General features: G+C 69.5%; 21 protein-coding genes and 1 tRNA gene. 10 read left to right on the plus strand and 12 right to left on the minus strand.

Going from position 1 to position 22,978, the window contains the following annotated elements; genetic code table 11:
• The first annotated feature begins 143 nt into the window (after window positions 1-143).
• Complete coding sequence (locus tag QNJ30_03980) at window positions 144-1,502, plus strand: adenylate/guanylate cyclase domain-containing protein (protein MDJ0942594.1); 1,359 nt, start codon at window positions 144-146, stop codon at window positions 1,500-1,502.
• On the opposite strand, the gene QNJ30_03985 is transcribed toward QNJ30_03980, so the two are convergent.
• The 7 genes from QNJ30_03985 to QNJ30_04015 all read right to left on the minus strand — a co-directional run bounded on the left by QNJ30_03985 (window position 1,495) and on the right by QNJ30_04015 (window position 8,216).
• Entirely contained in the window at window positions 1,495-2,562 is a 1,068-nt protein-coding gene (locus QNJ30_03985; protein ID MDJ0942595.1) for a site-specific DNA-methyltransferase, read from the minus strand. The genes QNJ30_03980 and QNJ30_03985 overlap by 8 nt on opposite strands.
• Window positions 2,563-2,673: 111 nt before the next feature.
• On the minus strand, window positions 2,674-3,309 hold the full coding sequence (locus QNJ30_03990; protein MDJ0942596.1) for a ribonuclease HII: 636 nt from the start codon (window positions 3,307-3,309) through the stop codon (window positions 2,674-2,676).
• The gene (locus tag QNJ30_03995) at window positions 3,309-4,739 is read right to left on the minus strand and encodes a cation:proton antiporter (GenBank protein MDJ0942597.1); all 1,431 of its coding nucleotides are present in this window, start codon (window positions 4,737-4,739) and stop codon (window positions 3,309-3,311) included. The genes QNJ30_03990 and QNJ30_03995 overlap by 1 nt, the downstream gene beginning before the upstream one ends.
• A gap of 290 nt (window positions 4,740-5,029) precedes the next feature.
• Window positions 5,030-5,317 (minus strand): GIY-YIG nuclease family protein, encoded by a 288-nt coding sequence (locus QNJ30_04000; protein MDJ0942598.1) that lies wholly within the window; start codon window positions 5,315-5,317, stop codon window positions 5,030-5,032.
• A 152-nt stretch (window positions 5,318-5,469) separates the two neighbouring features.
• Window positions 5,470-6,573, minus strand: coding sequence for a PA0069 family radical SAM protein (locus QNJ30_04005; protein ID MDJ0942599.1), 1,104 nt, complete (start codon window positions 6,571-6,573; stop codon window positions 5,470-5,472).
• 106 nt (window positions 6,574-6,679) lie between these two features.
• Window positions 6,680-7,087, minus strand: coding sequence for a hypothetical protein (locus QNJ30_04010; GenBank protein ID MDJ0942600.1), 408 nt, complete (start codon window positions 7,085-7,087; stop codon window positions 6,680-6,682).
• 40 nt (window positions 7,088-7,127) lie between these two features.
• Window positions 7,128-8,216: a phosphotransferase gene (locus QNJ30_04015; GenBank protein ID MDJ0942601.1), complete on the minus strand. Its 1,089-nt coding sequence runs from the start codon at window positions 8,214-8,216 to the stop codon at window positions 7,128-7,130.
• Window positions 8,217-8,380: 164 nt separating this feature from the next.
• On the opposite strand from QNJ30_04015, the gene QNJ30_04020 reads away from it, so the two are divergent.
• Complete coding sequence (locus QNJ30_04020) at window positions 8,381-10,711, plus strand: mechanosensitive ion channel family protein (protein MDJ0942602.1); 2,331 nt, start codon at window positions 8,381-8,383, stop codon at window positions 10,709-10,711.
• Here QNJ30_04020 and QNJ30_04025 read toward each other — a convergent pair.
• Window positions 10,708-11,349, minus strand: coding sequence for a LysE family transporter (locus QNJ30_04025; GenBank protein MDJ0942603.1), 642 nt, complete (start codon window positions 11,347-11,349; stop codon window positions 10,708-10,710). The genes QNJ30_04020 and QNJ30_04025 overlap by 4 nt on opposite strands.
• A gap of 233 nt (window positions 11,350-11,582) precedes the next feature.
• On the opposite strand from QNJ30_04025, the gene QNJ30_04030 reads away from it, so the two are divergent.
• From QNJ30_04030 to QNJ30_04045, 4 genes are all read left to right on the plus strand, one after another.
• Window positions 11,583-11,915 (plus strand): hypothetical protein, encoded by a 333-nt coding sequence (locus tag QNJ30_04030; GenBank protein ID MDJ0942604.1) that lies wholly within the window; start codon window positions 11,583-11,585, stop codon window positions 11,913-11,915.
• 94 nt (window positions 11,916-12,009) lie between these two features.
• Window positions 12,010-12,477: a VOC family protein gene (locus QNJ30_04035; GenBank protein ID MDJ0942605.1), complete on the plus strand. Its 468-nt coding sequence runs from the start codon at window positions 12,010-12,012 to the stop codon at window positions 12,475-12,477.
• A gap of 51 nt (window positions 12,478-12,528) precedes the next feature.
• Complete coding sequence (locus QNJ30_04040) at window positions 12,529-13,218, plus strand: glycosyl transferase family 2 (protein MDJ0942606.1); 690 nt, start codon at window positions 12,529-12,531, stop codon at window positions 13,216-13,218.
• 10 nt (window positions 13,219-13,228) lie between these two features.
• The gene (locus tag QNJ30_04045; GenBank protein ID MDJ0942607.1) at window positions 13,229-13,879 is read left to right on the plus strand and encodes a TIGR04282 family arsenosugar biosynthesis glycosyltransferase; all 651 of its coding nucleotides are present in this window, start codon (window positions 13,229-13,231) and stop codon (window positions 13,877-13,879) included.
• On the opposite strand, the gene moaB is transcribed toward QNJ30_04045, so the two are convergent.
• From moaB to QNJ30_04065, 4 genes are all read right to left on the minus strand, one after another.
• Window positions 13,851-14,396: a molybdenum cofactor biosynthesis protein B gene (moaB, locus tag QNJ30_04050; protein MDJ0942608.1), complete on the minus strand. Its 546-nt coding sequence runs from the start codon at window positions 14,394-14,396 to the stop codon at window positions 13,851-13,853. The two genes, QNJ30_04045 and moaB, sit on opposite strands and share 29 nt — an antisense overlap.
• Entirely contained in the window at window positions 14,380-16,362 is a 1,983-nt protein-coding gene (locus tag QNJ30_04055) for a lytic transglycosylase domain-containing protein (GenBank protein ID MDJ0942609.1), read from the minus strand. The genes moaB and QNJ30_04055 overlap by 17 nt, the downstream gene beginning before the upstream one ends.
• Before the next feature lie 108 nt (window positions 16,363-16,470).
• Window positions 16,471-17,349, minus strand: a complete 879-nt coding sequence (locus QNJ30_04060; GenBank protein ID MDJ0942610.1) for a uracil-DNA glycosylase — start codon at window positions 17,347-17,349, stop codon at window positions 16,471-16,473.
• Window positions 17,350-17,520: 171 nt separating this feature from the next.
• On the minus strand, window positions 17,521-18,081 hold the full coding sequence (locus tag QNJ30_04065) for a hypothetical protein (GenBank protein MDJ0942611.1): 561 nt from the start codon (window positions 18,079-18,081) through the stop codon (window positions 17,521-17,523).
• 253 nt (window positions 18,082-18,334) lie between these two features.
• Here QNJ30_04065 and QNJ30_04070 point away from each other — a divergent pair, with 253 nt between their 5' ends.
• The 4 genes from QNJ30_04070 to QNJ30_04085 all read left to right on the plus strand — a co-directional run bounded on the left by QNJ30_04070 (window position 18,335) and on the right by QNJ30_04085 (window position 22,971).
• The gene (locus tag QNJ30_04070; protein MDJ0942612.1) at window positions 18,335-19,987 is read left to right on the plus strand and encodes an electron transfer flavoprotein-ubiquinone oxidoreductase; all 1,653 of its coding nucleotides are present in this window, start codon (window positions 18,335-18,337) and stop codon (window positions 19,985-19,987) included.
• A gap of 149 nt (window positions 19,988-20,136) precedes the next feature.
• The gene (locus tag QNJ30_04075; protein ID MDJ0942613.1) at window positions 20,137-21,918 is read left to right on the plus strand and encodes a tetratricopeptide repeat protein; all 1,782 of its coding nucleotides are present in this window, start codon (window positions 20,137-20,139) and stop codon (window positions 21,916-21,918) included.
• A gap of 7 nt (window positions 21,919-21,925) precedes the next feature.
• Entirely contained in the window at window positions 21,926-22,819 is an 894-nt protein-coding gene (locus QNJ30_04080) for a 4-(cytidine 5'-diphospho)-2-C-methyl-D-erythritol kinase (protein MDJ0942614.1), read from the plus strand.
• Window positions 22,820-22,897: 78 nt separating this feature from the next.
• Window positions 22,898-22,971: transfer RNA gene (locus QNJ30_04085), tRNA-Gln, on the plus strand.
• The last annotated feature ends 7 nt before the right edge of the window (window positions 22,972-22,978 follow it).

Raw genomic sequence — 22,978 nt, forward strand, 5'->3', positions numbered from 1 at the left:
CGGCCGCCCTTTGCTTTATTGGGACCGGGACGGCTCTTGATTCTTGAGCGAAGGGTATTCCACGGCGCGGCCCGAGTCTGCAAGGGGCGAGGCAAGACGCGTCTCGAGGTCCCCTTGAGCCGGGATTGCGCTAAGCTGCCGACATGGCGACCGCCGACTCTCCGCCGACCGCCGTTTCGGACGCGCTCGACGACGTCGAGGTGGAGCTTGCCGCCGCCGAGCGCAGCGGCCTGAAGATCGGCATCAGAGGCCGGAACCTGGCCCTGCTACCGATCGCCGCCTGGTTCGGGATCGCCGGCAACTATCCCGGGAACCTCTATGCGCTCCTGGTGCTGGCCGGCTTTCTGGGCTTGGGCCTGCTGCAGTTGCGGCTGATCGGCAGCCGCCTCGACCGGCCGTGGCACCGCTACGCCTTCCTGACCGCCGACATCGCGGCCCTGGGCTTGATGGCGGCCTTCATGCCGCTCTCGATGGGTGGCGAGGTGCCGCAGATCATCGCCCTGCGCGCCTATGGGGTCTATTACCTCTTCCTGGTACTCGGCGTCGCGACGCTGTCGCTCACGCCGGGCCTGGTGCTCTGGGCCGGCGGCGCGACCGTGGTCGCGCTCTGGTCGGCCTTCGCCTGGATCGTCAGCGGCATGGCGCGCACCGTGTCCTGGGGCGACCTGCCGCCCAGCCCCAGCGCCCAGGCCTATCTGGACGTCTTCCTCGATCCGGACTTCGTCGGCTACGGCAACCGGATCACCGAGACGGTCTTCGTCCTGTTGACGGCGGCGGTGCTGGCGGTGGCGGTCAAGCGCGCCCGCGAGGTCGTGCGCAGCCATGCCCGGGCCGAGCGGCAGCGGGCCCGGGTCCAGCAGGTCTTCGGCCGCTACGTGCCCGGCGAGGTCGCCGGGGCCCTGCTTTCGGACGGCGGCACCCTGGCCGCCCAGACGCGGGTCGCGAGCGTGCTCTTCGTCGACATCGAGGGCTTCACCAGCTTCGCCGAGGGCCAGAATCCGGAGCGGGTCATCGCCGTGCTCAATGCCTATTTCGACGCCGTGGCCAAGACCATCGGCGCCGAAGGCGGTGTGGTGATCAGCTTCATCGGCGACGCGGTCCTGGCCGCCTTCAACCTGCCGTTGCCGCAGCCGGACTACGCCGCCCGGGCCCTGGCCGCCGGCGAGGCCCTGCTGGCCTTGGCGGCGCAGGAACGTTTCGAAGGGGAGACCTTGAAGATCCGGGTCGGCATCGCGACCGGCCCGGTCGCCGCCGGCAGCGTCGGCGGCGGCGGCCGCCAGACCTACACGGTCTACGGCGACACGGTGAACCTGGCCCAGCGTCTGGAGGCGAAGAACAAGGAGCTCGGCACCCGGCTCCTGGTCTGCGCCGAGACCCGCGCCGCCTGTCCGGCGGCTGTACTCCGCGAGGTCGGCGAGGTCCCGATCCGCGGCCGCAGCGAAGCGGTCCGGGCCTTCGCGCCCGGGCCGGTCGAGCCGGTGAAGTCCGAGGCGGCTAGCTGAGCTCCGCCCTCAACTTCTGGCGCAGGACGTCGATCGGTACCAGCTTGCCCTCGACGTCGATCGACCAGAAGGTCCAGCCGTTGCAGGCCGGGGCGCCCTGGACCTGGGCGCCGACCTGGTGGATCGAGCCCTTGCAGTCGGCGGCGATCAGGGTGCCGTCGGCGCGCACCCGGGCGCTCCAGCGCTTGCGCGGGCCGTAGAGCACGGTCCCCGGCTCCAGAAGGCCGCGCTCGACCAGCCAGCCGAAGGGGATGCGCTTCTCCTCGCGCTTGTTGGCGATCTCGACCAGGGCCGGGTCGCCCGGCGGCGGCACCTTGGCGATGCGGTCCTCGGCCAGGCGAGCGTAGTCCGGCTCGCGCTCCAGGCCGATCCAGCGCCGACCCAGGCGCTTGGCCACCGCGCCCGTCGTGCCGCTGCCGAAGAAGGGGTCGAGCACGATCTCGCCCGGCCGGGTCGCGGCCAGGATCACCCGGTGCAGCAGGGCCTCGGGCTTCTGGGTGGCGTGGGCCTTGCGGCCCGCCTCGTCTTTGAGCCGCTCGCCGCCGGTGCAGATCGGGATGTACCAGTCGCTGCGCATCTGCAGGTCGTCGTTCAGCGCCTTCATGGCCTGGTAGTTGAAGGTGTAGCGGGCGTCCTTGTCCTTGGCCGCCCAGATCAGTGTCTCGTGGGCGTTGGTGAAGCGCCGGCCGCGGAAGTTGGGCATGGGGTTGGACTTGCGCCAGATCACGTCGTTCAGGATCCAGTAGCCCAGGTCCTGGAGGACCGTCCCGACCCGGAAGATGTTGTGGTAGCTGCCGATGACCCAGAGCGAGCCGTCGTCGCGCAGTACCCGCCGCGCCGCGGCCAGCCAGGCCTCAGTGAAGGCGTCGTAGGCCGCCAGGTCGTCGAAGCGGTCCCAGGCCTCGTCGACGCCGTCGACCCGGGTCTGGTTGGGCCGGGTCAGCTCGCCGGTGAGCTGCAGGTTGTAGGGCGGGTCGGCGAAGACCATGTGGACCGAGGACTCGGGCAGGCCGCCCATCAGCTCGACGCAGTCGCCGACGCGGATCACGTTGCTTTGCATGACGCCAGGTTCCCCCTTGCGAGGCAGCGGGCATCCTGAGTCAAGCGCGACTCCGCGTCAAGATTCAAGCTGTTACGCTGGAATTCCCGGAGTCGAGTCGAAAAATAGAGGCTAGCCGCCTGAAAGCAATTCCCGTATTGGCCGGAAAGTGCGGCGGTGGGCCGGGGTCACGCCCAGGCTGGCCAGCGCCGCTTGGTGCTCGGCGGTGCCGTAGCCCCGGTTGCGCTCCCAGCCGTAGCCGGGGAAGCGCCGGGCCAGGGCCGCCATCTCGCGGTCGCGGGTGACCTTGGCGACGATCGAGGCGGCGGCGATCGACAGGCTGCGGCCGTCGCCCTTGACCACGGCCTCGGCCGGGCAGGCGAGCGCGGGCAGGCGGTTGCCGTCGACCAGGGCCGCCGCCGGCGCCGGCGTCAGCGCCGCGAGCGCCCGGGCCATGGCGGCCATGGTCGCCGCCAAGATGTTCAGCCGGTCGATCTCCTCGACCTCGGCCTGGCCGCGGCCGATCCAGACCTTTCCCAGCTCAGCCTCGGCCTCCAGTGCGTCGTGGATCGCCTCGCGCTCGGCCGGCTTCAGGGCCTTGGAGTCGTCCAGCCGTGCGAGCAGCGCCGGCGGCAGGGCGTCGCGGTCCAAGACTACCGCCGCGGCCACCACCGGACCGGCCCAGGGCCCGCGGCCGGCCTCGTCGATGCCGGCGACGCGGCCGCCGTGCAGGGCGCCGAGGCGGGACTCCAGGGCGTAGTCGGGCATCACTCGGGCTTGCGCTCCGGCTTGGCGAGGGCGGGGACCGCCTCGCCGCCCTCCGCCGCCACCTGCCGCAGGGCGGCCTCCGGCGGCGCCTTTCGCTTGCGCCGGATCCAGTTGCCGGCGGCGGTCCAGATCGCGGCCAGACTGTTCTCCGCCTGGAGCGCCGACTTGATGACCAGGCGCAGCTCCGAGCCGAGGGTCAGGCGCAGGATCTCCTTGCCCGAGGTGACCCGCAGCAGGGCGATGCGGTTGAGGCGCCGGGCCAGGGTCAGCCAGAAGGGCGCGGTGACCAGGGACAGGGCGGTGATCGAGACCAGGAAGCGGTGGTTCTCCCAGGAGATCGCGCCGACGCTGAGCCCGAGGGCGGCGAGGATGAAGGAGAACTCGCCCATTTGGGCCAGCAAGACGCCGGAGAGGTAGGCGCGGTGCCAGGGCTCGCCCAGGGCCCGCAGCAGGCCGATGTTGAGCGCGGTCTTCAGGACGGCGACGAAGACGATGATGACCAGGAAGGTGGTCAGGTTGTCCCAGACGAAGCGCAGGTCGATCAGCAGGCCGATCGACAGGAAGAAGACCATAAGAAGGATGGCCTGGATCGGCTGGCTGTGGCGCAGCATGCCCTTGCGGGCGGTTGAGTTGCCGATCACCAGGCCGGCCAGGAAGGCCCCGTAGGCCGCCGACAGGCCGAGCAGGCCGGAGATCGTCGAGGCGCCGAAGCAGAAGGCGAGGCCGGCCAGCGGCGTCAGGTCGGCGCTCTTGCCGACCAGCCGGGTGAAGGGCAGCTGGATGCGCTTGCGCCGGCTCAGGTAGAAGATCAGCAGCGCCAAGAAGCCGACAGAAAGGCCAACCTTGAGGACCGCCTCGACGGCCGGCGCGTCGCTGGAACCGAAGGAGCCGACGATCAGCATCATCGGCACCACCGCGAGGTCCTGGGCGATCAGCACGCCGACGGTGATCTGGCCAACCCGGGTCCTGAGCTCGCCGATGTCCTCCAGCATCTTGATCGCGACCGCGGTCGAGGACAGCGCCACCGCGAAGCCGAGCAGGATGGTCAGCTGCGCGCTCCAGCCGGTCGCCGCCGAGAGCGCGGTCATGGCCATCAGGCCGACGACGATCTGCAGCAGGGTCGTGGTCAGGGCGATCTTCCAGACCTCGCGGAAGCCGCGCAGCGAGAGCTCCATGCCGATCAGGAAGAGCAGCATCAGGACGCCGAGCTCGGCGAAGAGCGCGATGGTCTCACGGTTGTCGACCAGGGCGAAACCGCTGGGGCCGAGGATGGCGCCAGCCAGGATGTAGCCGACCAGGGCCGGCTGCCGCAGACGCAGCATCAGCAGCCCGCAGCCCAGCGCCGCCAGCACCACCACCGCGATGTTGGTCAGCTGGTAGTGATGCTGGATCTGCTCCTGAATGTCCTGGATCGCGCCGAGGCCGTCCATGGCGGTTACCTTAGCACGGGAGGCGTGAAGGGACCGTCGATCCCCGCTCCCAAGAGTGTCGTGATTCGCCAGTCTCCACAAGGAATGTGGCGGCGCGGTGGCGGAAGTCACAGCGGGCTTGGAACTGCGACGATCCGCTCATACAAGCCACCTGACGTCCTGTTTCGCGATGCTGCAAACCCCCCGGCTGTCATGCCCGGGCTTGACCCGGGCATCCATGGTGCCGCATGGCGCCCGCCCTCAAACATGGATCACCGGGTCAAGCCCGGTGATGACAGGGGAAGGGTGGCCTAGATCGCAATCTCCGGATACAGATCGCGCCAAGTTGGGTTGTCTTTCTCGATCAGGTCGATCTTCCAGGCCCGCGGCCAGCTCTTGATTGCCTTCTCTCGCCGAATGGCTTGTCTGACGTCCTGGAAGACCTCGAAGTGCACCAGGAGTCTGACGCCGTACCTGCGCGCGAAGCGGCTGCCTATGCCTTCCCTGTGCTCGTAGCCGCGCCGTATTAGGTTGTTCGTCACGCCGGTGTAGAGCGTGCCGTTGCGACGGCTGGCCAGGATGTAGACGTAGTAGGGCATATCCGACTTTGTTTTCCCTCTCCTGCCAGCCCCCAGCTGTCATGCCCGGGCTTGACCCGGGCATCCATGGATCCGCTTGTTCTCCCGCCTCGACCATGGATCACCGGGTCGAGCCCGGTGATGACAGCGGAGAAGCGGCGCCGTTTAGCGCGTCAGAACAGCGTCAGCTGGGCGCTCTTGGGCTGCGGGCGGAGGAACTGGCTGCTGTCGAGACGCCAGTCCTCGCGCTGATGATCGAGGCCGAGGCGCTTGGCGGCGAGGTCGAAGCGGCGGGCCAGCAGCTCGGCCTCGACGCCCTTGCCGCGCATGCGCTCGCCCCATCGGGATTCGTAGAGCCGGCCGCCGCGGGCCGCGCGCAATTGGTTGAGCACCCGCTCCTTGCGCTCGGGGAAATGCGCCTCCAGCCATTCCTCGAAGAGCTCCTTGAGCTCCAGCGGCAGGCGCAGCAGGACGTAGCCGGCGAGCTTAGCCCCGGCCGCCGCACCGGCCTCGAGGATCGCCTCCAGCTCGCTGTCGTTGAGGGCCGGGATCATCGGCGCCGCCATGACCCCGCTCGGCACCCCGGCCCCGGCGAGCTTGCGGATCGCCGCCAGGCGCTTGACCGGGGCGGGCGCGCGCGGCTCCATCACCCGGGCGAGCCCGCGCTCCAGCGTCGTCACCGAGACGCAGACCTTGGCCAGGCCGGCGGCGGCCATGGGCCCCAGGATGTCGAGGTCGCGGACCACCAGGTCGGACTTGGTGACGATGGTCACCGGGTTGCGCGCCCGCCACAGCACCTCGAGGATCTGCCGGGTCAGGGCCAGGCGCCGCTCGACCGGCTGGTAGGGATCGGTGTTGGTGCCCAGCGCGATGGGCTGCGGCTTGTAGGAGGGCTTGGCGAGCTCCTTCTCGAGCAGGGCGGCGACCTCGTGCTTGGCCATGATCCGGGTCTCGAAGTCGAGGCCCGGCGACATGCCGAGGTAGGCGTGGGTCGGGCGGGCGAAGCAGTAGACGCAGCCGTGCTCGCAGCCCCGGTAGGGGTTGACCGACTTGTCGAAGGGCACGTCGGGGGAGTCGTTGCGCGCGATCACGCTCTTGGAGCTGTCGGCCAGGACGACGGTGCGCAGCGGCGCTTCCGCCTCCGCCCCCTCCGCGCCGCCGGCCGCCGAGGCCCAGCCGTCGTCGACCGCGATCCGGCCGGTGGACTCGTAGCGGTTGTCGGGGTTGGAGACGGCGCCGCGGCCCTTCTTCGGGCGATCCGGCAGCCGCTCGTCCATGTTTCGAGGCTAGCTCAAGAAAAGGAACAAAACAAGAACAATTGTCTCGGATTTCTTCGCCCGCAAGGCGCCTTGGCAGGCGGCACGCCTTTCGCCGCGAGCGAACTCAGTGCCGGCGCACCTCGTAGATGGTCTGGCGGCCAAGCCGGTTGTCCAGGACCAGCCGGGACAGCGCGTCGATGGTCAGCGGCTCGGTCCGGAGCGCCGGGTCGTCCGCCCGGGCGGCCCGGACCAGCATCAGGTCGTGCGCCGCTTCGCAGAGGACCTCCAGGGCGCGAGCGATGCGCGCCCGGCCCTCGGCGCTGAAGTTCCAGGTCCCGTCCTCGCCATCAACTTCATCGCTGAGCAGATCCTGGGCCTCCGTCAGCTCGACCACAGGCGGCGAGGTCGCGGACAGCCATTCCGGCTTGGGATCCGAGACCTGCGTGCCGGCAACGTCCCTGGCCGCCTCGACCGCCTGCCGGATGGCGTTGGGATGGGCGCGTGGAAAGGTGACGGTGAAGATCAGGGTCATGGTCCAAGGAGTGTGCCAGACCCCGGGCTTTCGCCATAACCTAAATCAGCTTCTCCAGCCCCGGACGGCTCCGCCATTCGCCGCGCATGCGTTGCAGCGTGGCAGCCGAGAGGTAGTCGTCGACCCGGCCGGCGACGTGGGCGATGGTCGCGGCGTCGGTGTTCTCGGCCGACCAATCCTCGGCGTTTTCGGCGGCATGCTTATCGGCGGCGCGGTCGCGGCGGTGCAGGACCCGCCACTTCGCGCACCAGGTGATAGCGCGCAGGAAGAGCAAGCGGCGCAGCGGCACGAGCCAGGGCCCGAGCGCGGCGGCCAGATCCGGGGCGGCGATCTCCAGGTAGTGGCGGTAGAAGACCGCGACCTCGTCGATGGAAAGCTCGGCGTAGACCTCCAGGTCCCAGGTGGTCGAGGAGTAGACCGTGGCGTGGGCGAGATCGATGCCGGGCGAACCGTAGAGCGCCTTCTCCAGGTCGACGATCACCGCCTTGGCCTCGCCGTCCGGACTTCCCTCGATCAGGAAGTTGCCGGGGTGGGTGTCGGTTAGCACCAGGGTGATGGGCTGCGGCCGTCCCGCGACCTCGGCTCGGAAGCCGCGGGCCCAGGCCAGCTCGTCCTCGATCTCGGCGCGGGCCTGCGCGCTTAGGCCGGCCTCGTCGAGAAAGCGGGCCTGAGCTTCGATCTCTTGCATCGCCCCGGCCACCGGGTCGCGATGGTCCTCCAGCGGCGGCCGCTGCTCGGGCGGCGGCAGCGGCAGGGAATGCACCCGCGCCATGCAGGCGGCCAGGGCCGGCAGGTCCCGGGGCAGGCTCGGCGGCCGGCCGGCGATCTCCTCGACCAGCAGCGCGCCCATGGGTAGCGCCGCGCTCGGCGGCAGTAGGCCGTGCAGCTTCGGCGCCTGGCCGCTGCGGCTGGCGCGCTCGAAGCAGGTGGCCTGGTAGCGCAGGTTGACCTCGGCCGAGAGGCCGAACTGGCTCTGCTTGGGCACCCGCAGCAGCAGGCCGCGCCCGGCGACGCGGATGTGGTCGTGCGCCAGGCCTTTGTCCTGCAGCGGCACGAGGTCCGCCGGCGCGACCGCGGCGAAGCCGGGCAGCCGGACCAGGGCGGCATGGAGTGCGGGCAAGTCGGCCATGGCGGCGATAAAGGGCAAAAGCCTGCGGGAGTCAATTCGTCCCGCGCCCGGCGAGGGCGGATCCCGGGCCTTTCGGTGCGCGCTGCATTTTGGGTTATAGTCCTCGGCGAAGCGGTCCCTCGAGCCCTCGGGAGGCCGCGGCAGGGGAGCGGATGGAGCGATCGATGCCTGGAATTCGGAGCGGGTCGTCCCGCCGGACGGGACTCTTGGCCTCGGGCCGGCGTCTTCTGCCGCTCGGCCTGATTATCGTGATCCTCGCCGCCGCCTGGGCGCCCGGCGCCGCCCATGCCCAGGCCTTCATCGGCCAGACCGCCGGCGAGGAGACGCCGGCCGCCGAGGAGGTCGCGCTGCCGGAAGAGCTGACGCCGGCGCAGGTTCGGGGGCTGGTCGCCGGGCTTTCCGACGAGCAGGTCCGCGCCATCCTCATCGAGCAGCTCGACAAGGCCGCCAAGCCCGAAGCGGAGGGCGCCGACGCGGGCTCCCTCGGCATGCTGATGGGTATCGAGGACGTGGGTGGGACCTTGCAGGGCCGCCTCGCCGAGGTACTCGCGCAGGCCCCCGAGGCGCCCTCCATGCTGACCCTGGTCGCGACCCGGCTGGAAGGCAGCGGCGGGATCCTAATCACGCTGCTCGGGCTGCTGGTCGTCCTCGGTCTCGGCTTCGCGGCACGCTTCTTCTGGCGCCGCTTCGTCGGCAAGCACCAGGAAAAGCTCGCGGCACGAAGTGCCGACATCGGCGCTTACGCCTCCCTCGCCGTCATCGGGGATGCCATCGTCTGGTTGCTGTTGGAGCTCTCCGGCGTGGTCATCTTCTATGTGGCGGCGATCGTCGTGGTCTTCACCTTCTGGCACGGCGACGAGGCGGCCCGCTTCTTCCTCGGCACCTTCGTCTCCGCCACCGCCGGCACGCTGTTCGTCATGGCGATGACGGAGTTCTTCCTGCCGTTCAAGTGGCGGGTCTACCGGCTCCTGCCTCTTGAGGACCGGCCGACTCTGCGGGTCCGTCGCTTCATGCTTGCGTTGGCGTTGATCTGGAACTTCGGGTTCCTCACCTGCGCCCTCCTGGCGATCTACGGGGCGCCGCCGACGATGCACCTGTTCCTGGTGATGATGGTGGGGACGGTCTTCATCTTGCTGCTTATCGTTGGGCTGTGGACCATCCGCAAAGACGTTGCCGCCCTGATCCGCGGCGACTCCGAGGAATCCGGCGGCTGGAGCTACCTGCGCCGCCTGCTGGCCGACAGCTGGCATTACCTGGCCAGCGCCTACATGCTGCTGGTCTTCGGTCTCGCCATGGGACAGCTCCTGCTGCAGGGCGAGCAGACCAACAACACCAACACCGGGCTGATCAGCCTACTGCTCTTCGTCGCCGCGCCGGCGCTGGACATCATGATCGGGCGCTTCCTCTCCGCGCGCTACGGCGCCGACAGCGCCGTCTGCGCCGCCTTGAGGCGCGCCATACGGGTCCTGATCGTGGTCGGCGCCGCGGCGGTCTTCCTGTCGCTCTGGGGCTTCCACGTCGAGGCTCTCGAGGGCATCGGGATCGGCGGCTGGCTGGTCGCGGCGACGATCAACGTCGGCGTCACGGCCCTGGTCGGCTACGTCATCTGGCAGCTGGTCAGCGCCATGATCGACAGCCGCCTTGAGGCCGAAGGCGGCGGCGAACCGGGCGAGCACGCGGCCCCCGGCGGCGAGGGCGGCGGCGCCGGCGCGACCCGGACGGCGACCCTGCTGCCGCTGCTGCGCTCCTTCGCCTTCGCCACCATCGCGGTCATGGCGGTCATGACCGCGCTCTCGGGCCTCGGGGTCGACATCGGCCCGCTGCTGGCCGGCGCCGGCGTGGTCGGCATCGCCATCGGCTTCGGCGCCCAGACCCTGGTACGGGACATCGTCTCCGGCGCCTTTTTCCTGATCGACGACGCCTTCCGCATGGGCGAATACATCGACGTCGGCGCCGCCAAGGGCACGGTGGAGAAGATCTCGGTCCGCAGCCTGCGCCTGCGCCACCATCGCGGGCCGTTGAACACCATTCCCTTCGGGGAGATCCGGACCCTGACCAACTACTCGCGCGACTGGGTGATCATGAAGCTGCCGATGCGGCTGACCTACGACACCGATCCCGTGAAGGTGAAGAAGATCGTCAAGCAGATCGGCCTGGAGATGTCCGAGGACCCGGATCTGGGCCCGATGCTGCTGGATCCGCCGAAGTCCCAGGGCGTCCTGCAGATGGACGACTCGGCGATGATCCTGCGGGTGAAGTTCATGGCCAAGCCTGGGGAACAGTTCGTCCTACGCCGCGAGCTGCTGCACCGGATTCGCGCCGCCTTCGCGCGGGAGGGCATCACCTTCGCCAGCCGCGAGGTCACCGTCCACGTGAGCGGCGACGCCGAGAACGGCAAGACCAAGGAAGCCGCCGCCGCGGCCGCCCGCCGGATCCTGGACGACGAGGCCGAACGCCAGCAGGCTGCCGCCGCCGGCGCCGGGGATACCCGCTAGAGCCGGCTGCTGAGCAGCTTGAGCCCTGCGAGGCCGAAGAATGCGCAGAGGGCCGCCTGAATCGCCCGTCGCGCCTTGCCGTAGAGCCGCAGCATGGCGGTCGTTGAGAAGGCCAGGGCGTAGAGGCAGTGGATCAGCAGCGACAGAAGGCCGGTGCCTGCCACGATGACGAAGGCGACCCAGAGCGGCGCGTCGGGCTGGAGGCCGAGGGAGATGATCGCGATCCAGGCCAGGGCGGCCTTGGGGTTGGTCATCTGGATCGCCAGGCCGCGCAGGAAATAGCCGAAGGGGCCGCGCCGGCCGCCGGACAGCGTCGTCGCGGCAATGTCGTGGGCAGAGGCTGCGGCGCGGAACGATTTGTAGGCGAGCCACAGCAGGTAGAGGCCGCCCACGACCTTAATGACCGTCAGCGCCGCGGCGTAGGAGGCGAGCAGGGCGGAGAGGCCGGCCGCCGTCAGCAGGGCCCAGCAGCAGGATCCGGCGGCGACGCCGCCCGCCAAGCCCAAACCGGCGCGCCGTCCGGCGCTCATCGAGGTCCCCAGGATCGCCAGGACGTTCGGGCCGGGGCTCATGATGGACAGCAGGAAGGCCGAATAGGCCAGAAAGATTCCGGGCAGGTAGGTCGACAGCTCGGCCATGCGCTCGCTTTCCAGGTGGCGTCTTCGGTAGCAGCGGTCTGTATAGCAGAGGCCTCCCGACAGAGGCTTGTCAGGAGGCTTGCCGTCGGGATTGGAGCGATCCGATTGCCCGCATGGGCCAACATCCGGGCTTCGCGTGTTTCCGCTGATGCCGCACTGTGGGGCCGGGTTCTTATTGCCGGAGGCGCTGCAACATGGATCGTGACCCGCTCGACACGTTCGGCTCCTTTCTTATGAGGAAGTTCAGAGACAGAGCCATCGACCGATACGATCTCTTGGCGCGCGGGCACTTCAAGGCGCCGCGCGATCAAGAGCTGCAGAACGACCTCGCGTCCTTGAGCGCGGCGCAACGGGACATCGTTCGGAACTGCGTGATCGACTGTGTCGACGGCGGGCTGCACGACTTCCTATTCGCCTTGCAGGAAACCGCCGACTTCGAGAACGAGGTCCGGGTCATGGTCGACGGCAAGAACGTCGCGGAGATCAGTGACGGCCTCCAGGGCGAGCTCTTCTCGGAAGACGGCTGGTTCGCCCGCTTCAGCGCCTATGGCGAGCCGGCGGATTAGCGCCCCCGCCGGTTTCTTTCCTTGGCCTGCGGTCCGAAGGCACCACATGCTTCGGTACACCGGTGATCTTTGCGAAAAGAAGAGGTCGAGAGCCATGGCAGGTGAGAAGAAGGCCCGCGCGATCGGATTCAACCACGTGGCGCTGGAGGTCGGCGACATTGGCGAGGCGCTCGAGTTCTACGGCCGTTTCCTGGACTTCGAGCTGCAGAGCCGGAGCGAGACCATGGCCTTCATCTATTTCGGCGACCAGTTCGTTAATTTCTCAAAGGGCCGCCGCCAGGCCCCGGACGACGCCCGCCACCTCGGGCTGGTGGTCGACGACAAGGAGGCGGTGCGGGCGCAGCTCGACGAGATGGGGGTCGAGATCCTGCCCGGCCCCTTCCTCGACTTCCTCGATCCCTGGGGCAACCGGATCGAGATCGTCGGCTACCGGAACATCCAGTTCACCAAGGCCCCCGAGGTCCTGCGCGGCATGGGCCTGGCGCATCTCGAGAAATCCGAAAAAGCCTTGGATGAGCTCGCCAAGAAGGGCATGGCTCCCGATCCCGCCGGCGACCGATAGGGGTTAGCCTTTGGGGTCACTTCGTCTGGAGGGCTGTGCTATCACGCGGGCATGGCGGTTGCGAAACTCGACATCGTGATCCCCGTGCTGGGCGCGCCGCCGGCGTTGGCGGCGACCCTGGCCGCCCTGGAAGAGAGGCGGGCGGCAGGTCTGGTCGGCGAGGTGGTCCTGGTCAGCGGCGACGGCGACCCCGAATTGCGGCAGCGCTTCGGCGAGGCAGCGCGGGTGATCGCCGCCGCTGCCGGACGCGGCCAGCAACTGGCGGCGGGCGCGCAGGCCTGCGATGCACCCTGGCTGCTGTTCCTGCATGCGGACACCCGGCTCGGCGCGGGCTGGGCGGCCCAGGCGAAGGCCTTTGTGTCCGGAACGCCGGGCGGTGAGCGGGCCGCTGCCTTCCGACTCGCCTTCGACGCCTCGCACGGCGCGGCGAGGTTCATCGCGGCCCTGGCCAACTGGCGCAGCCGCCGGCTGGGCCTGCCCTACGGCGACCAGGGGCTGCTGATTTCGCGCAAGCTCTACGAAGAGGTCGGCGGCTTCCGGCCGCTCGTCCTGATGGAGGACGTCGATCTGGTGCGGCGGATCGGCCGGCGGCGCCTGATTATCCTGGAGGGCCGCGCGGTGACCTCGGCCGACCGCTACCGCCGCGACGGCTGGTGGCTCAGGCCCCTGCGCAACCTCTCGGTCCTGACGCTCTACTTCCTCGGCGTGCCGCCGGCGACCCTGCGCCGGCTCTACGGCTAGGCACCGCGCCTTGTCGTCCGCCCGGAGAAAACCCGCCCGGCACCTGGTGATCTTCGCCCGCGCCCCGCGCCTGGGGCGGGTCAAGCGGCGGCTGGCAAAGGATTTGGGCGCGCTCGTCGCTCTTCGTTTCCACCGCCTCAACACCCGTGTCCTGCTGCGCCGGCTGTTGGGCGATCCGCGCTGGACTACCTGGCTCGCGGTGACGCCCGATCCGGCCGCGCGGGACACGGGCGCCGTTTGGCGCCATCGCGGGCCCTTGCTCGCCCAGGGGGCAGGCGACCTCGGGGCGCGGATGGGCCGGGTGCTGCGCTGGCTGCCGCCCGGGCCGGTGGTCATCCTCGGTAGCGACATTCCGGGCATCGACCCGACGCGCGTTGCCGCCGCCTTCCGGGCCCTGGGGCGGGCCGACTTCGTGCTCGGGCCGGCGGCCGACGGCGGCTACTGGCTGATCGGCGCGCGGCGCCGGCCGGCCCTGCGTTTGTCCTTCGCCGGCGTGCGTTGGGGCGGGCCGCAGGCCCTGGCGGACACCCGCGCGAAGATGGCCGGTCGCGTGGTGCTTCTGGACGAACTTCAAGACGTCGACACCGCCGCCGACCTGGCGCGGATCGATCCGGCAGCCTGGACGCGGCTGGTCACTCCGCCGCGTCGAGGTGCTCCTTGAGCCGCGGCATGAGCTCCGCGAGGTTGCAGGGCCGGTGCCGGATGTCGAGCTGGTAGCGCAGGATCTCCTGCCAGCCGTCCCGGCAGGCCGAGGGCGAGCCGGGCAGGGCGAAGAGGTAGGTGCCGTCGGCGACGCCGCCGATGGCCCGGCTCTGGATCGTCGAGGTGCCGACCTTCTGGAAGCTGATCCAGCGGAACAGCTCGCCGAAGCCCTGGATCTCCTTCTCGATCACCGCGGCGAAGGCCTCCGGCGTCACGTCGCGTCCGGTCACCCCGGTGCCGCCGGTCGAGATCACCACGTCGACCTCGGGATCGGCCGCCAGGGCGCGCAGCTTGGCCTCGAGCGCGGCCTGCTCGTCGCGCAGGATCTCGCGGCGTACCACCTTGTGGCCGTCGGCCTCGATCAGCTCCTGCAGGGTCCGTCCGGACTTGTCGTCCTCGAGGGTCCTGCTGTCGGAGACCGTCAGGACCGCGATGTTGACCGCTTGGAAGGGCCTGCGGTCATCGATGTTTGCCATTCTGTGCCACCCCGTTCGCACTCCCGTCGAGCGCCTTATAGCTCGGCCAGTCGCCGGCCGCCAGGGCGTCCAGCGACGGTGCGGGCTGGCCGAGGCGCTCCCTGTATATCCATAGATTGGTCAGGACCCGCTCGATGAAAAGGCGGGTCTCGCGGGCGGGCAGGCTTTCGATGAACAGCAGCGGATCGTTGTCGTAGCTCATCCGCTTCTGCCAGCGGCCCAGGTTGCCGGGGCCGCCGTTGTAGGCCGCGGTCAGGCGGAAGAGGTTGCCGCCGACCCGGGCGTTGTCCAGCAGGTGGGCGAGGTACTTCTGGCCCAGCTCGATGTTCAGCTCGGGATCGAACAGCCGGTCGCGCCCGGAGCGGCGCTGCAGGCTGCGATCGCGGCCGATGAAGCTGGCGGTGCGCGGCATCAGCTGCATCAGGCCGCGGGCCCCGTCCGGGCTCTTGGCCCGGGTTTTGAAGGCCGATTCCTGGCGCATGAAGGCGTAGACCAGGGCGCGGTCGACCCGGAAGCCCTTGCGCGGCTCCCAGGGCGGCAGGGGATAGAGGGCGACATCCAGGGAGGTGCCGTTCCAGGTCGCCTGGCCGGCCCCCTGGTCCAGGCGGCGCGCCAGCTTCAGCGCGAGCGCCGGCAGGCCGGCCCTGTCAGCCACGGCCAGCAGGGCGTCGACGGTCTCCGGCTCGTTCCAGTCCCGCATCCGCAGCAGCTCGCGCTGCGCCATGTCGCGCCGGCCGACCTGGACCAGGGCCAGGGCGCGGGCGCCGGCCGGCCGCGCCATCAGGCTCTCGACCATTGCCGGGGTGAAGCGCGGCGGCGTGAAGTCGAAGCTGGCCTCGATGCCCAGGGCGCGGCGCGCCAGCAGGCCGTAGAAGGTGCGTGGGTAGTCGGCGGCCAGGGCCAGCCAGCGGCTCATCTCGGCCGGCTGGCGCAGCCGCAGGTGCGCCCGGGCCGCCCAATAGGCGCCCGAGGACTTGTTCCAGGCCGATACCCTGTCCGACTCCGCAAGGGCCTCGAAATGGTGCGCGGCGGCGGCGAAGTCGCGCAGGCGCCAGGCCGCCAGCCCGGCGGTCCAATGGGCGATCGGGATCTCGCCGCCGGAGCGGCGGGCCGCCGGATCGGCCAGGTCGAAGGCCTTCTTGGGCTTGCCGTAGTAGAACCAGGCGGCCGCCACCTGGGCGTAGGCGTCGTCCAGCTCGACCTGGTCGAGAAGGCGCTGCGTGCTCTTCTGGCGCAGCAGCTTCTCGGTCGCCGACAGGCGGGTCCGGTAGATGTTGCGGCGGACCTGGCGCTGGATCCGCCGGACCTTGCGGCCGGTCTTGGCGCTGCGCTTGCGCGGCGACATGTACTCGCTGGTTCCGACCTTGCGGATCGGGCTCAGCAGCGAGCGGCTCGGCGACACCGGGCGCTGCGGGCGGCGGTAGTTCTTGGGCCGGCGCTTCAGGGCCAGGCGATAGACGCGTGCGGCGTCGGGATGGTCGGCATAGCGGTCCATCCACAGCTTCAGCTCGCTGTACTTCGCGCGGTAGAGGCGGGGGTGCATGAAGCGCTGGTACAGCACGTGGCCCATCAGCCGGCGGTCGGTCAGGGCCGCGATCTGCTTGTCCGCAGCCTTCCATTTGCCGTTGCGCTGGAGGAAGAAGATCTTGCGGTAGCGCTCGGCGTCAGCGGCCGAGAGGACCAGCGGCAGGCCGTTCTCGCCGAAGCCGCCCGGCGCCGCGAGCGTGGCCGGGGCCTCGGCCGTCTGGACCTGGGCCTCGGCGGTCTCGACCCGGCCGGGCTCGGCCTTGCCATTCTCGACTTGGCCATTCTCGACTTGGCCATTTTCGACCTGGCCCGTCTCGATCCGGGGGGCGGCCGGAACCGGGTCCGGCGACGCGGCCTGGGCCGTCGGGGCGAGGGCGACGAAGACGGGTGCCGCGACGGCGGCGGCGACGAGAAGCCGGTGGACCTGCCTGAATCTCACTAAGCTCTCCCCTCGGGCGCGGTAATTGACTCTGGTTAATGCTGCCGCAACCAATGCCTCGGGCCTCTTTATCAATTGTTCTCGATAACATCCGGTTAACGAAATGGATCACGCTCTGGCGGCCGGGTCGCTGCCACTGGTAAAGGCCGCACGGAAGCTGAGGAAATCGCGCCAAGCCAGGCGCTTCTGGGCCGGCTGGCGCAGAAGATAGGCCTGATGCAGCGTCGCCAGGGCCGGGATCGGCCGCGGCATCCCCGGGGATTGGTAGTGGAACCAGCGGCCGCGCAGCTTGAGGACGCCCTCGCTACGGCCCAGCAGGGACTTGGCCGAGGACCCGCCGACCAGCATCAGGTAGTCAGGCGCCACCAGCTCGATGTGCCGCTCGGTGAAGGGCAGGCAGGTGGCGATCTCGGCGGCGGTCGGGGTGCGGTTCCCCGGCGGCCGCCAGAACAGCATGTTGGTGATGTAGACGCTATCCCGGTCCAGGCCGATCGCGGCCAGCATGGCGTCGAGAAGCTTGCCGCTCGGGCCGACGAAGGGGATGCCCTGGCGATCCTCCTGCGGGCCCGGCGCCTCGCCGACGATCATATAGCGGGCCTGCGGATTGCCGTCGGCGAAGACGAGCTTGGTCGCGGTCTGCTTCAGGGGACAGCCGTCGAAGTCCACAAGGGCGGCGCGCAACTCCTCGACGTTGCGGGCGGCGGCGGCCAGCCGGCGGGCGGCCGCGACGGCGTCGCTGCCCGAGCGCAGCTCGGCCGGGGCTGCCTCCCAGAAGCCCTGCTGGCCGTCGGGTGCCCGTGCCGGCTCGCGGCGCGGCGCGGTCTCGGCTTCCGCCTGCGCCTTCCCCCGGCGCATCGCCTCTGCCGCCGCGGCCGAGCGTGCGAAGCGGTCGATCGCCGCCGCGCCGATCGCCTCGTCCGCACCGGCTTCGACTTGCCAGGCGAGGGCGGCGAGGGCGGCGTCCCTATGGCGGGATGACTGCGACATCGGCGAAGGATAGCTCCCGGTTCGTTTCCGCGAAAGCGACGGTAATACGGCTGCCTTGCCACCAGCTGGGGCGCCTCGGCCTGCACGCAGGTCCGGGTCGCGCGCAAGATCCCGGCACCGGTCTCCTAGATAGCTTGCTTCTGGCCGCGGCGAAAGCGCCGCGACGGCCGGTCACGAGGTCTCGACCCGAAGCGAGGGCTTGTCGTGGAGGGCGATCAGGTTGCGCAGGTGCGTGGTGTCGGCCTCGACCCGGGTAACGTCGGCGAGGTGCAGCAGGCTGTGCGGGCGGTCCAGGCTTTCCTTCGGGCCGTAGAGTCGCAGCACCGCGGTCTCCTCGTCCATCTCCTCGACCTCTCCGGCGGCGGCCAGGTCGCTGTCCAGTTCCTCCGTGTAGAGCACGGCGTGACCGAAGTGGGCGTCCAGGGTTCGGATCACCGTCTGGAAGGAGTCGAGCTCGATCTTGGGCCTTTCGGGCGACTGGCCGCTGCGCCGGATCAGGCGGGTGATCGCCTCGCGCTCCTTGCCGCCCCAGGCCAGCCGCGTGATGTCGTCCTTGCGCAGCACCGACAAGCCGTCGTAGCGGCCCTCGTCGTCGAAGCGCCGGAGGTAGAGGTAGCTGTAGGACACCTCGATGAGCGCGCCGCTGACGTAGCCGTCGCTCAGATGCTCGCGATGGACGTCCACCAGGGCCTGGCGGACGATCAGTTCCTTTATCATACGGTCCAGTAGCATGGCTCTTCCCTGCCGTCCCCGAGCGCCCTGTCCTCCGGCCGCCGTCGCCCCGGGCGGGATCGCGAGGCCCGAGCCTCGGGAAACGGCCATCTAACGGCCGCGGAGTGAAGCCTCGGTTTAGAGCGGTGCGCCTAGCGGCGCGGCTTGGCGACCCGCGGGCGTTCGGCTATACCGCGGGGCGGGGTGCAGGGAAAGACCGGAAAACGGCGGACCCGCTGCCGGGTGCCGTCGTTCAACTGGGGAGATCGGGCCGATGGAACGAGAGGCGATGGAATACGACGTGGTGATCGTCGGCGCCGGACCGGCGGGTCTGGCCGCGGCGATCCGCCTGCGCCAGCTGAGCGCCGAAAGCGGGCGCGAGATCAGCGTCTGCGTTTTGGAGAAGGGCTCCGAGGTCGGCGCCCACATCCTCTCGGGCGCGGTGCTCGATCCCCGGGCGCTGAACGAGCTGATCCCGGACTGGAAGGACAAGGGCGCGCCGCTGAACAGCCCGGTGACGGCCGAGAAGTTCCTGATGCTGCGCGAGAAGGGCGCCTTCTCGGTGCCGATCTGGGCCCTGCCGGGGCAGATGCACAACAAAGGCAACTACATCGTCTCGCTGGGTAACGTCTGCCGTTGGCTCGCGGAGCAGGCCGAGGCCCTGGGCGCGGAGATCTATCCAGGCTTTCCCGCGGCCGAGGTGTTGTTCCACGAGGACGGTCGGGTCAAGGGCGTCGCCACCGGCGTCCTGGGCGTCGGCCGCGACGGCCAGCCAAAGGACAGCTTCGAGCCGGGCATGGAGCTGCACGGCAAGTACACCTTCTTCGGCGAGGGCTGCCGCGGCTCCCTTTCGAAGCAGCTGATGGCGCACTTCAATCTGCGCGAGGGCGTCGATCCCCAGACCTACGGCCTCGGCATCAAAGAGCTCTGGCAGCTCGATCCCGCCCAGCACCAGCAGGGCCTGGTGATCCACAGCGCCGGCTGGCCGATGGACGACAAGACCTGGGGCGGCTCCTTCATCTATCACCTGGAGGATGGCCAGGCCTACGTCGGCTACGTCGTCGGCCTCGACTACGAGAACCCGCACCTCTCGCCCTTCCAGGAGTTCCAGCGCTTCAAGACCCATCCGGCGATCCGGCCGATGCTGGAAGGCGCCAAGCGCCTGGCCTACGGCGCCCGGGCGCTGAACGAGGGCGGCCTGCAGGCCATTCCCAAGCTGGTCTTCCCGGGCGGCGCCCTGATCGGCTGCTCGGCCGGCTTCCTCAACGTCCCCAGGATCAAGGGCAGCCACAACGCCATGAAGACCGGCATGCTGGCCGCCGAAGCCGCTGCCGAAGCCCTGCAGGCCGATGAGGGCGCCGCGGCCGAGCTGTCGGCCTATCCGAGGAAGTTCGAGGCCTCCTGGGTCCACGAAGAGCTGCACCGGGCCCGGAATTTCCGCCCCTCCTTCGCCAAGTGGGGCCTGATCGGCGGGATGCTCTACGGCGGCTTCGACCTCAAGGTCCTGCGCGGCAAGGCGCCCTGGACCCTGCGCCATACAAAGCCGGATCACGAGAGCCTGAAACCGGCCAAGGACATGCCGAAAATCGACTATCCCAAGCCGGACGGCGTCATTACCTTCGATCGTTTATCATCTGTTTACCTTTCCAATACGAATCATGAGGAGGACCAGCCAGTCCACCTGCAGCTGAAGGACCCCGCCGTTGCCGTCGACCACAATCTCGCCCTTTACGACGCCCCGGAACAGCGCTACTGCCCGGCCGGGGTCTACGAGATCCTGCGCGACGACGATGGCGGCAACCCCCGGCTGCAGATCAACGCCCAGAACTGCGTGCACTGCAAAACCTGCGATATCAAGGACCCGACCCAGAACATCAACTGGGTCACGCCCGAAGGCACGGGCGGACCGAACTATCCGAACATGTGAGCCGGGCGTGTTTTCCTGATGCTTTCCCTAAGAGCAGGCTTGCGCGGCAGTTGTCGAAGGCTCACTGGGTCATGTAAACTCATGATGCCTGGACCGGCGCTTGGCCGGCGGGCATCAGCCAAACGATCCGGAGCGACATGGTGCCGAGGATGACCGATCTGAGGCCGGGCCGCAGAAAGTGGACGCCGATCGTAGTGCCCGTCTTCGCGGCGGGCCTTCTTGCTTCCTGCGGATCCCAGCCCGAGACCGCCGAGGTCGGCAAGCCGGCCGGCCAGCCCGTTCTGCTGGCCGCCGCCGAGGGTGCGGACACCGGGGGATACAGGCTGGCACGTTCGCCCTACGGCCACTACCTGGCGGGGCGGCACGCGGACCGGCAGCGGGACCTGTCGCTGGCGGCCGACTTCATGCTGCGCGCGCTGGAGCTCGATCCGGAGAACTTGCAGATCCTGGCCCGGGCCTTTGCGCTCGCGGCCGGCGACGGTCGGGAGGTGGAGGCCGTCGATCTGGCCAAGCGCCTGATCGAGATCCGGCCGGACCACGCGACCGCCCGCCTGGTGCTCGCCGTCGATGCCATGCTGCGCGGCGACTATCCGGACGCCGAGGCACAGGTCGCGGCGATGCCCGGCGACGGCCTGGCGCAGGTGGTCTCCAGCGTCGTGGGCGCCTGGATCGCCCTGGGCGACGGAAACAAGCAGAAGGCCCTCGAACGGATCAACGCGCTGGCCCAGGTCAACGGCTTCAAGGCCATCTATCATCTGCAGATGGCGCTGCTGCTGGACGTCGCCGGCGACACCGGGGCGGCCGAGGCGGACTACGACGAGGCGCGGACGGAGTCCGGACGCCCCTGGCTCCGGCTCGCGGTCCTGGCCGGCAACGCCTACGAGCGGCTGGGCCGACCGGAGAAGGCCGAGGAAGCCTACCGCGAGGTGCTGTCGCGAAGCCCCGAGACGACCTTCTTCGATCCCATGCTGGCCCGTTTGGCCGAAGGCGACCGCCCCGCGGCCGAGGTTGCCGATCCCGCCGCCGGCTTGGCGGAGTCCCTCTTCAACCTCGGAAGCCTGCTGGGGCAGGAGCGTTCCGAGGACATGGCGCTGATCTACACCCATCTGGCGCTGCGGCTGCGGCCCAAGTTCGACGCCGCCCAGGTCCTGAAGGGCGAGATCCTTCAGCAGCAGGAGCGCGGCGACGAGGTGATCGCCGCCTACGAGAGGGTCGGCGAGGACTCGCCCTACTACTGGTCCGTGCAGCTGCGGATCGCGGAGGAGTTCGGGCGGCAGGAGCGGATCGACGACGCGGTGGCGCGCTTCGACGACCTGGCGGCCCGCAAGCCCGCGCATTTCGAGCCGCTTTACTACATGGGCAACCTCCTGCGCACCCAGGAGCGCTTCGAGGAGGCGGTCACGGCCTACGACCGGGCGCTGGAGCGGATCGGCGAACCCAAGGCCCGGCACTGGTCCGTGCTTTACTTTCGCGGCATCGCGCTGGAGCGGACCGACAAATGGGAGCGCGCCGAGGCCGACTTCCTCAAGGCCCTGGAGTTCGAGCCCGAGCAGCCCTACGTGATGAATTATCTGGCCTATTCCTGGGTCGAGAAGGAGATGAACCTCGATCAGGCCAAGGGCATGCTCAACCGTGCGGTCGAGCTTCGGCCCGACGACGGCTACATCGTCGACAGCCTGGGCTGGGTCTACTACCGAATCGGCGAGTACGAGAACGCGGTCAAGTACCTCGAGCGCGCCGTGGAGCTGCGGCCGCACGACCCGGTGATCAACGATCACCTGGGCGACGCCTACTGGAAGGTGGGCCGCAGGTCCGAGGCACGCTTCCAGTGGCGCCGGGCGCTGAGCTTCGAGCCCGAGGCCGAGCTGGTGCCGACGATCGAGAGCAAGCTCGACATCGGCCTGCACAACGCCGACAAGCAGAACATCTGACCGCGGCATGGCGGGCGGGACGCTGGGCGCGCGCGCCCCGGAACTGCGCCTGCGCGCCCGGGCCAAGGTCAACCTCTATCTTCACGTCACCGGCAAGCGCCTGGACGGCTATCACGAGCTCGACAGCCTGATGGTCTTTCCCGATCTCGGGGACGAGCTCTCCCTTGGGCGCGCGGCCGAGCTGTCGCTCGAGGTCGAGGGGCCCTTCGCCGCCGCTCTCGGCGCGGAAGGTCCGGACAATCTGGTGCTGCGTGCCGCCCGAGCCTTGGGCACGCTGGTCGGCGGCGGCCGGGGCGCGCGCCTGCGTCTGACGAAAAATCTGCCGGTTGCGGCCGGGATCGGCGGCGGCTCGGCCGACGCCGCGGCGACCTTGAGGGGCCTGATCCGGCTCTGGAACCAGGAGGTTTCAGAAGCGAAGCTGCGGGCGCTGGCCCTGGAACTCGGCGCCGACGTGCCGCCCTGCCTGGAAAGCCGCCCGGTCTTCGCCCGCGGCATCGGCGAGGACCTGACCCCGGCGCCGCCGCTGCCGCCCTTCTGGGTGGTGCTAGTCAACCCCGGCGTACCGTTGTCAACCGCGAAGGTCTTCAACACGCGCCGTGGGGCCTTTTCCGAAGCGGCTGCCGTCTGGGGTGATCCGCCGCGCGATCTCGACGACGTTCTGGACGTGCTGTATTGGAGCTGCAACGACCTGGAGCGTCCGGCGATCGCCTTGGCGCCAAAGGTCGGTGACGTGCTCGCTGCCCTGCAGTCCCTGGAGACCTGTCGCCTGGCCCGCCTCTCAGGTAGCGGCGCGACCTGCTTCGGGATCTTCGCGGAGGCGGATCAGGCGGCAGAGGCCGCCGCGGCGCTGTCCTCGGCTCATGCGGACTGGTGGGTCGCCGCGGCGCCGGTCGCGGACTGATCGGCCGGCAACACCTGGCCTGCGACCTTGCGAAAGGCGCAGCCCGGACGTAAGGTCCGCGCCGTCTGCAAAGCTACTTGGGGCGTAGCCAAGTGGTAAGGCAGCGGGTTTTGGTCCCGCGATCCCAGGTTCGAATCCTGGCGCCCCAGCCACTCCTCT

The organism is Kiloniellales bacterium (assembly GCA_030066685.1).
Classification (GTDB): domain Bacteria; phylum Pseudomonadota; class Alphaproteobacteria; order Kiloniellales; family JAKSBE01; genus JAKSBE01.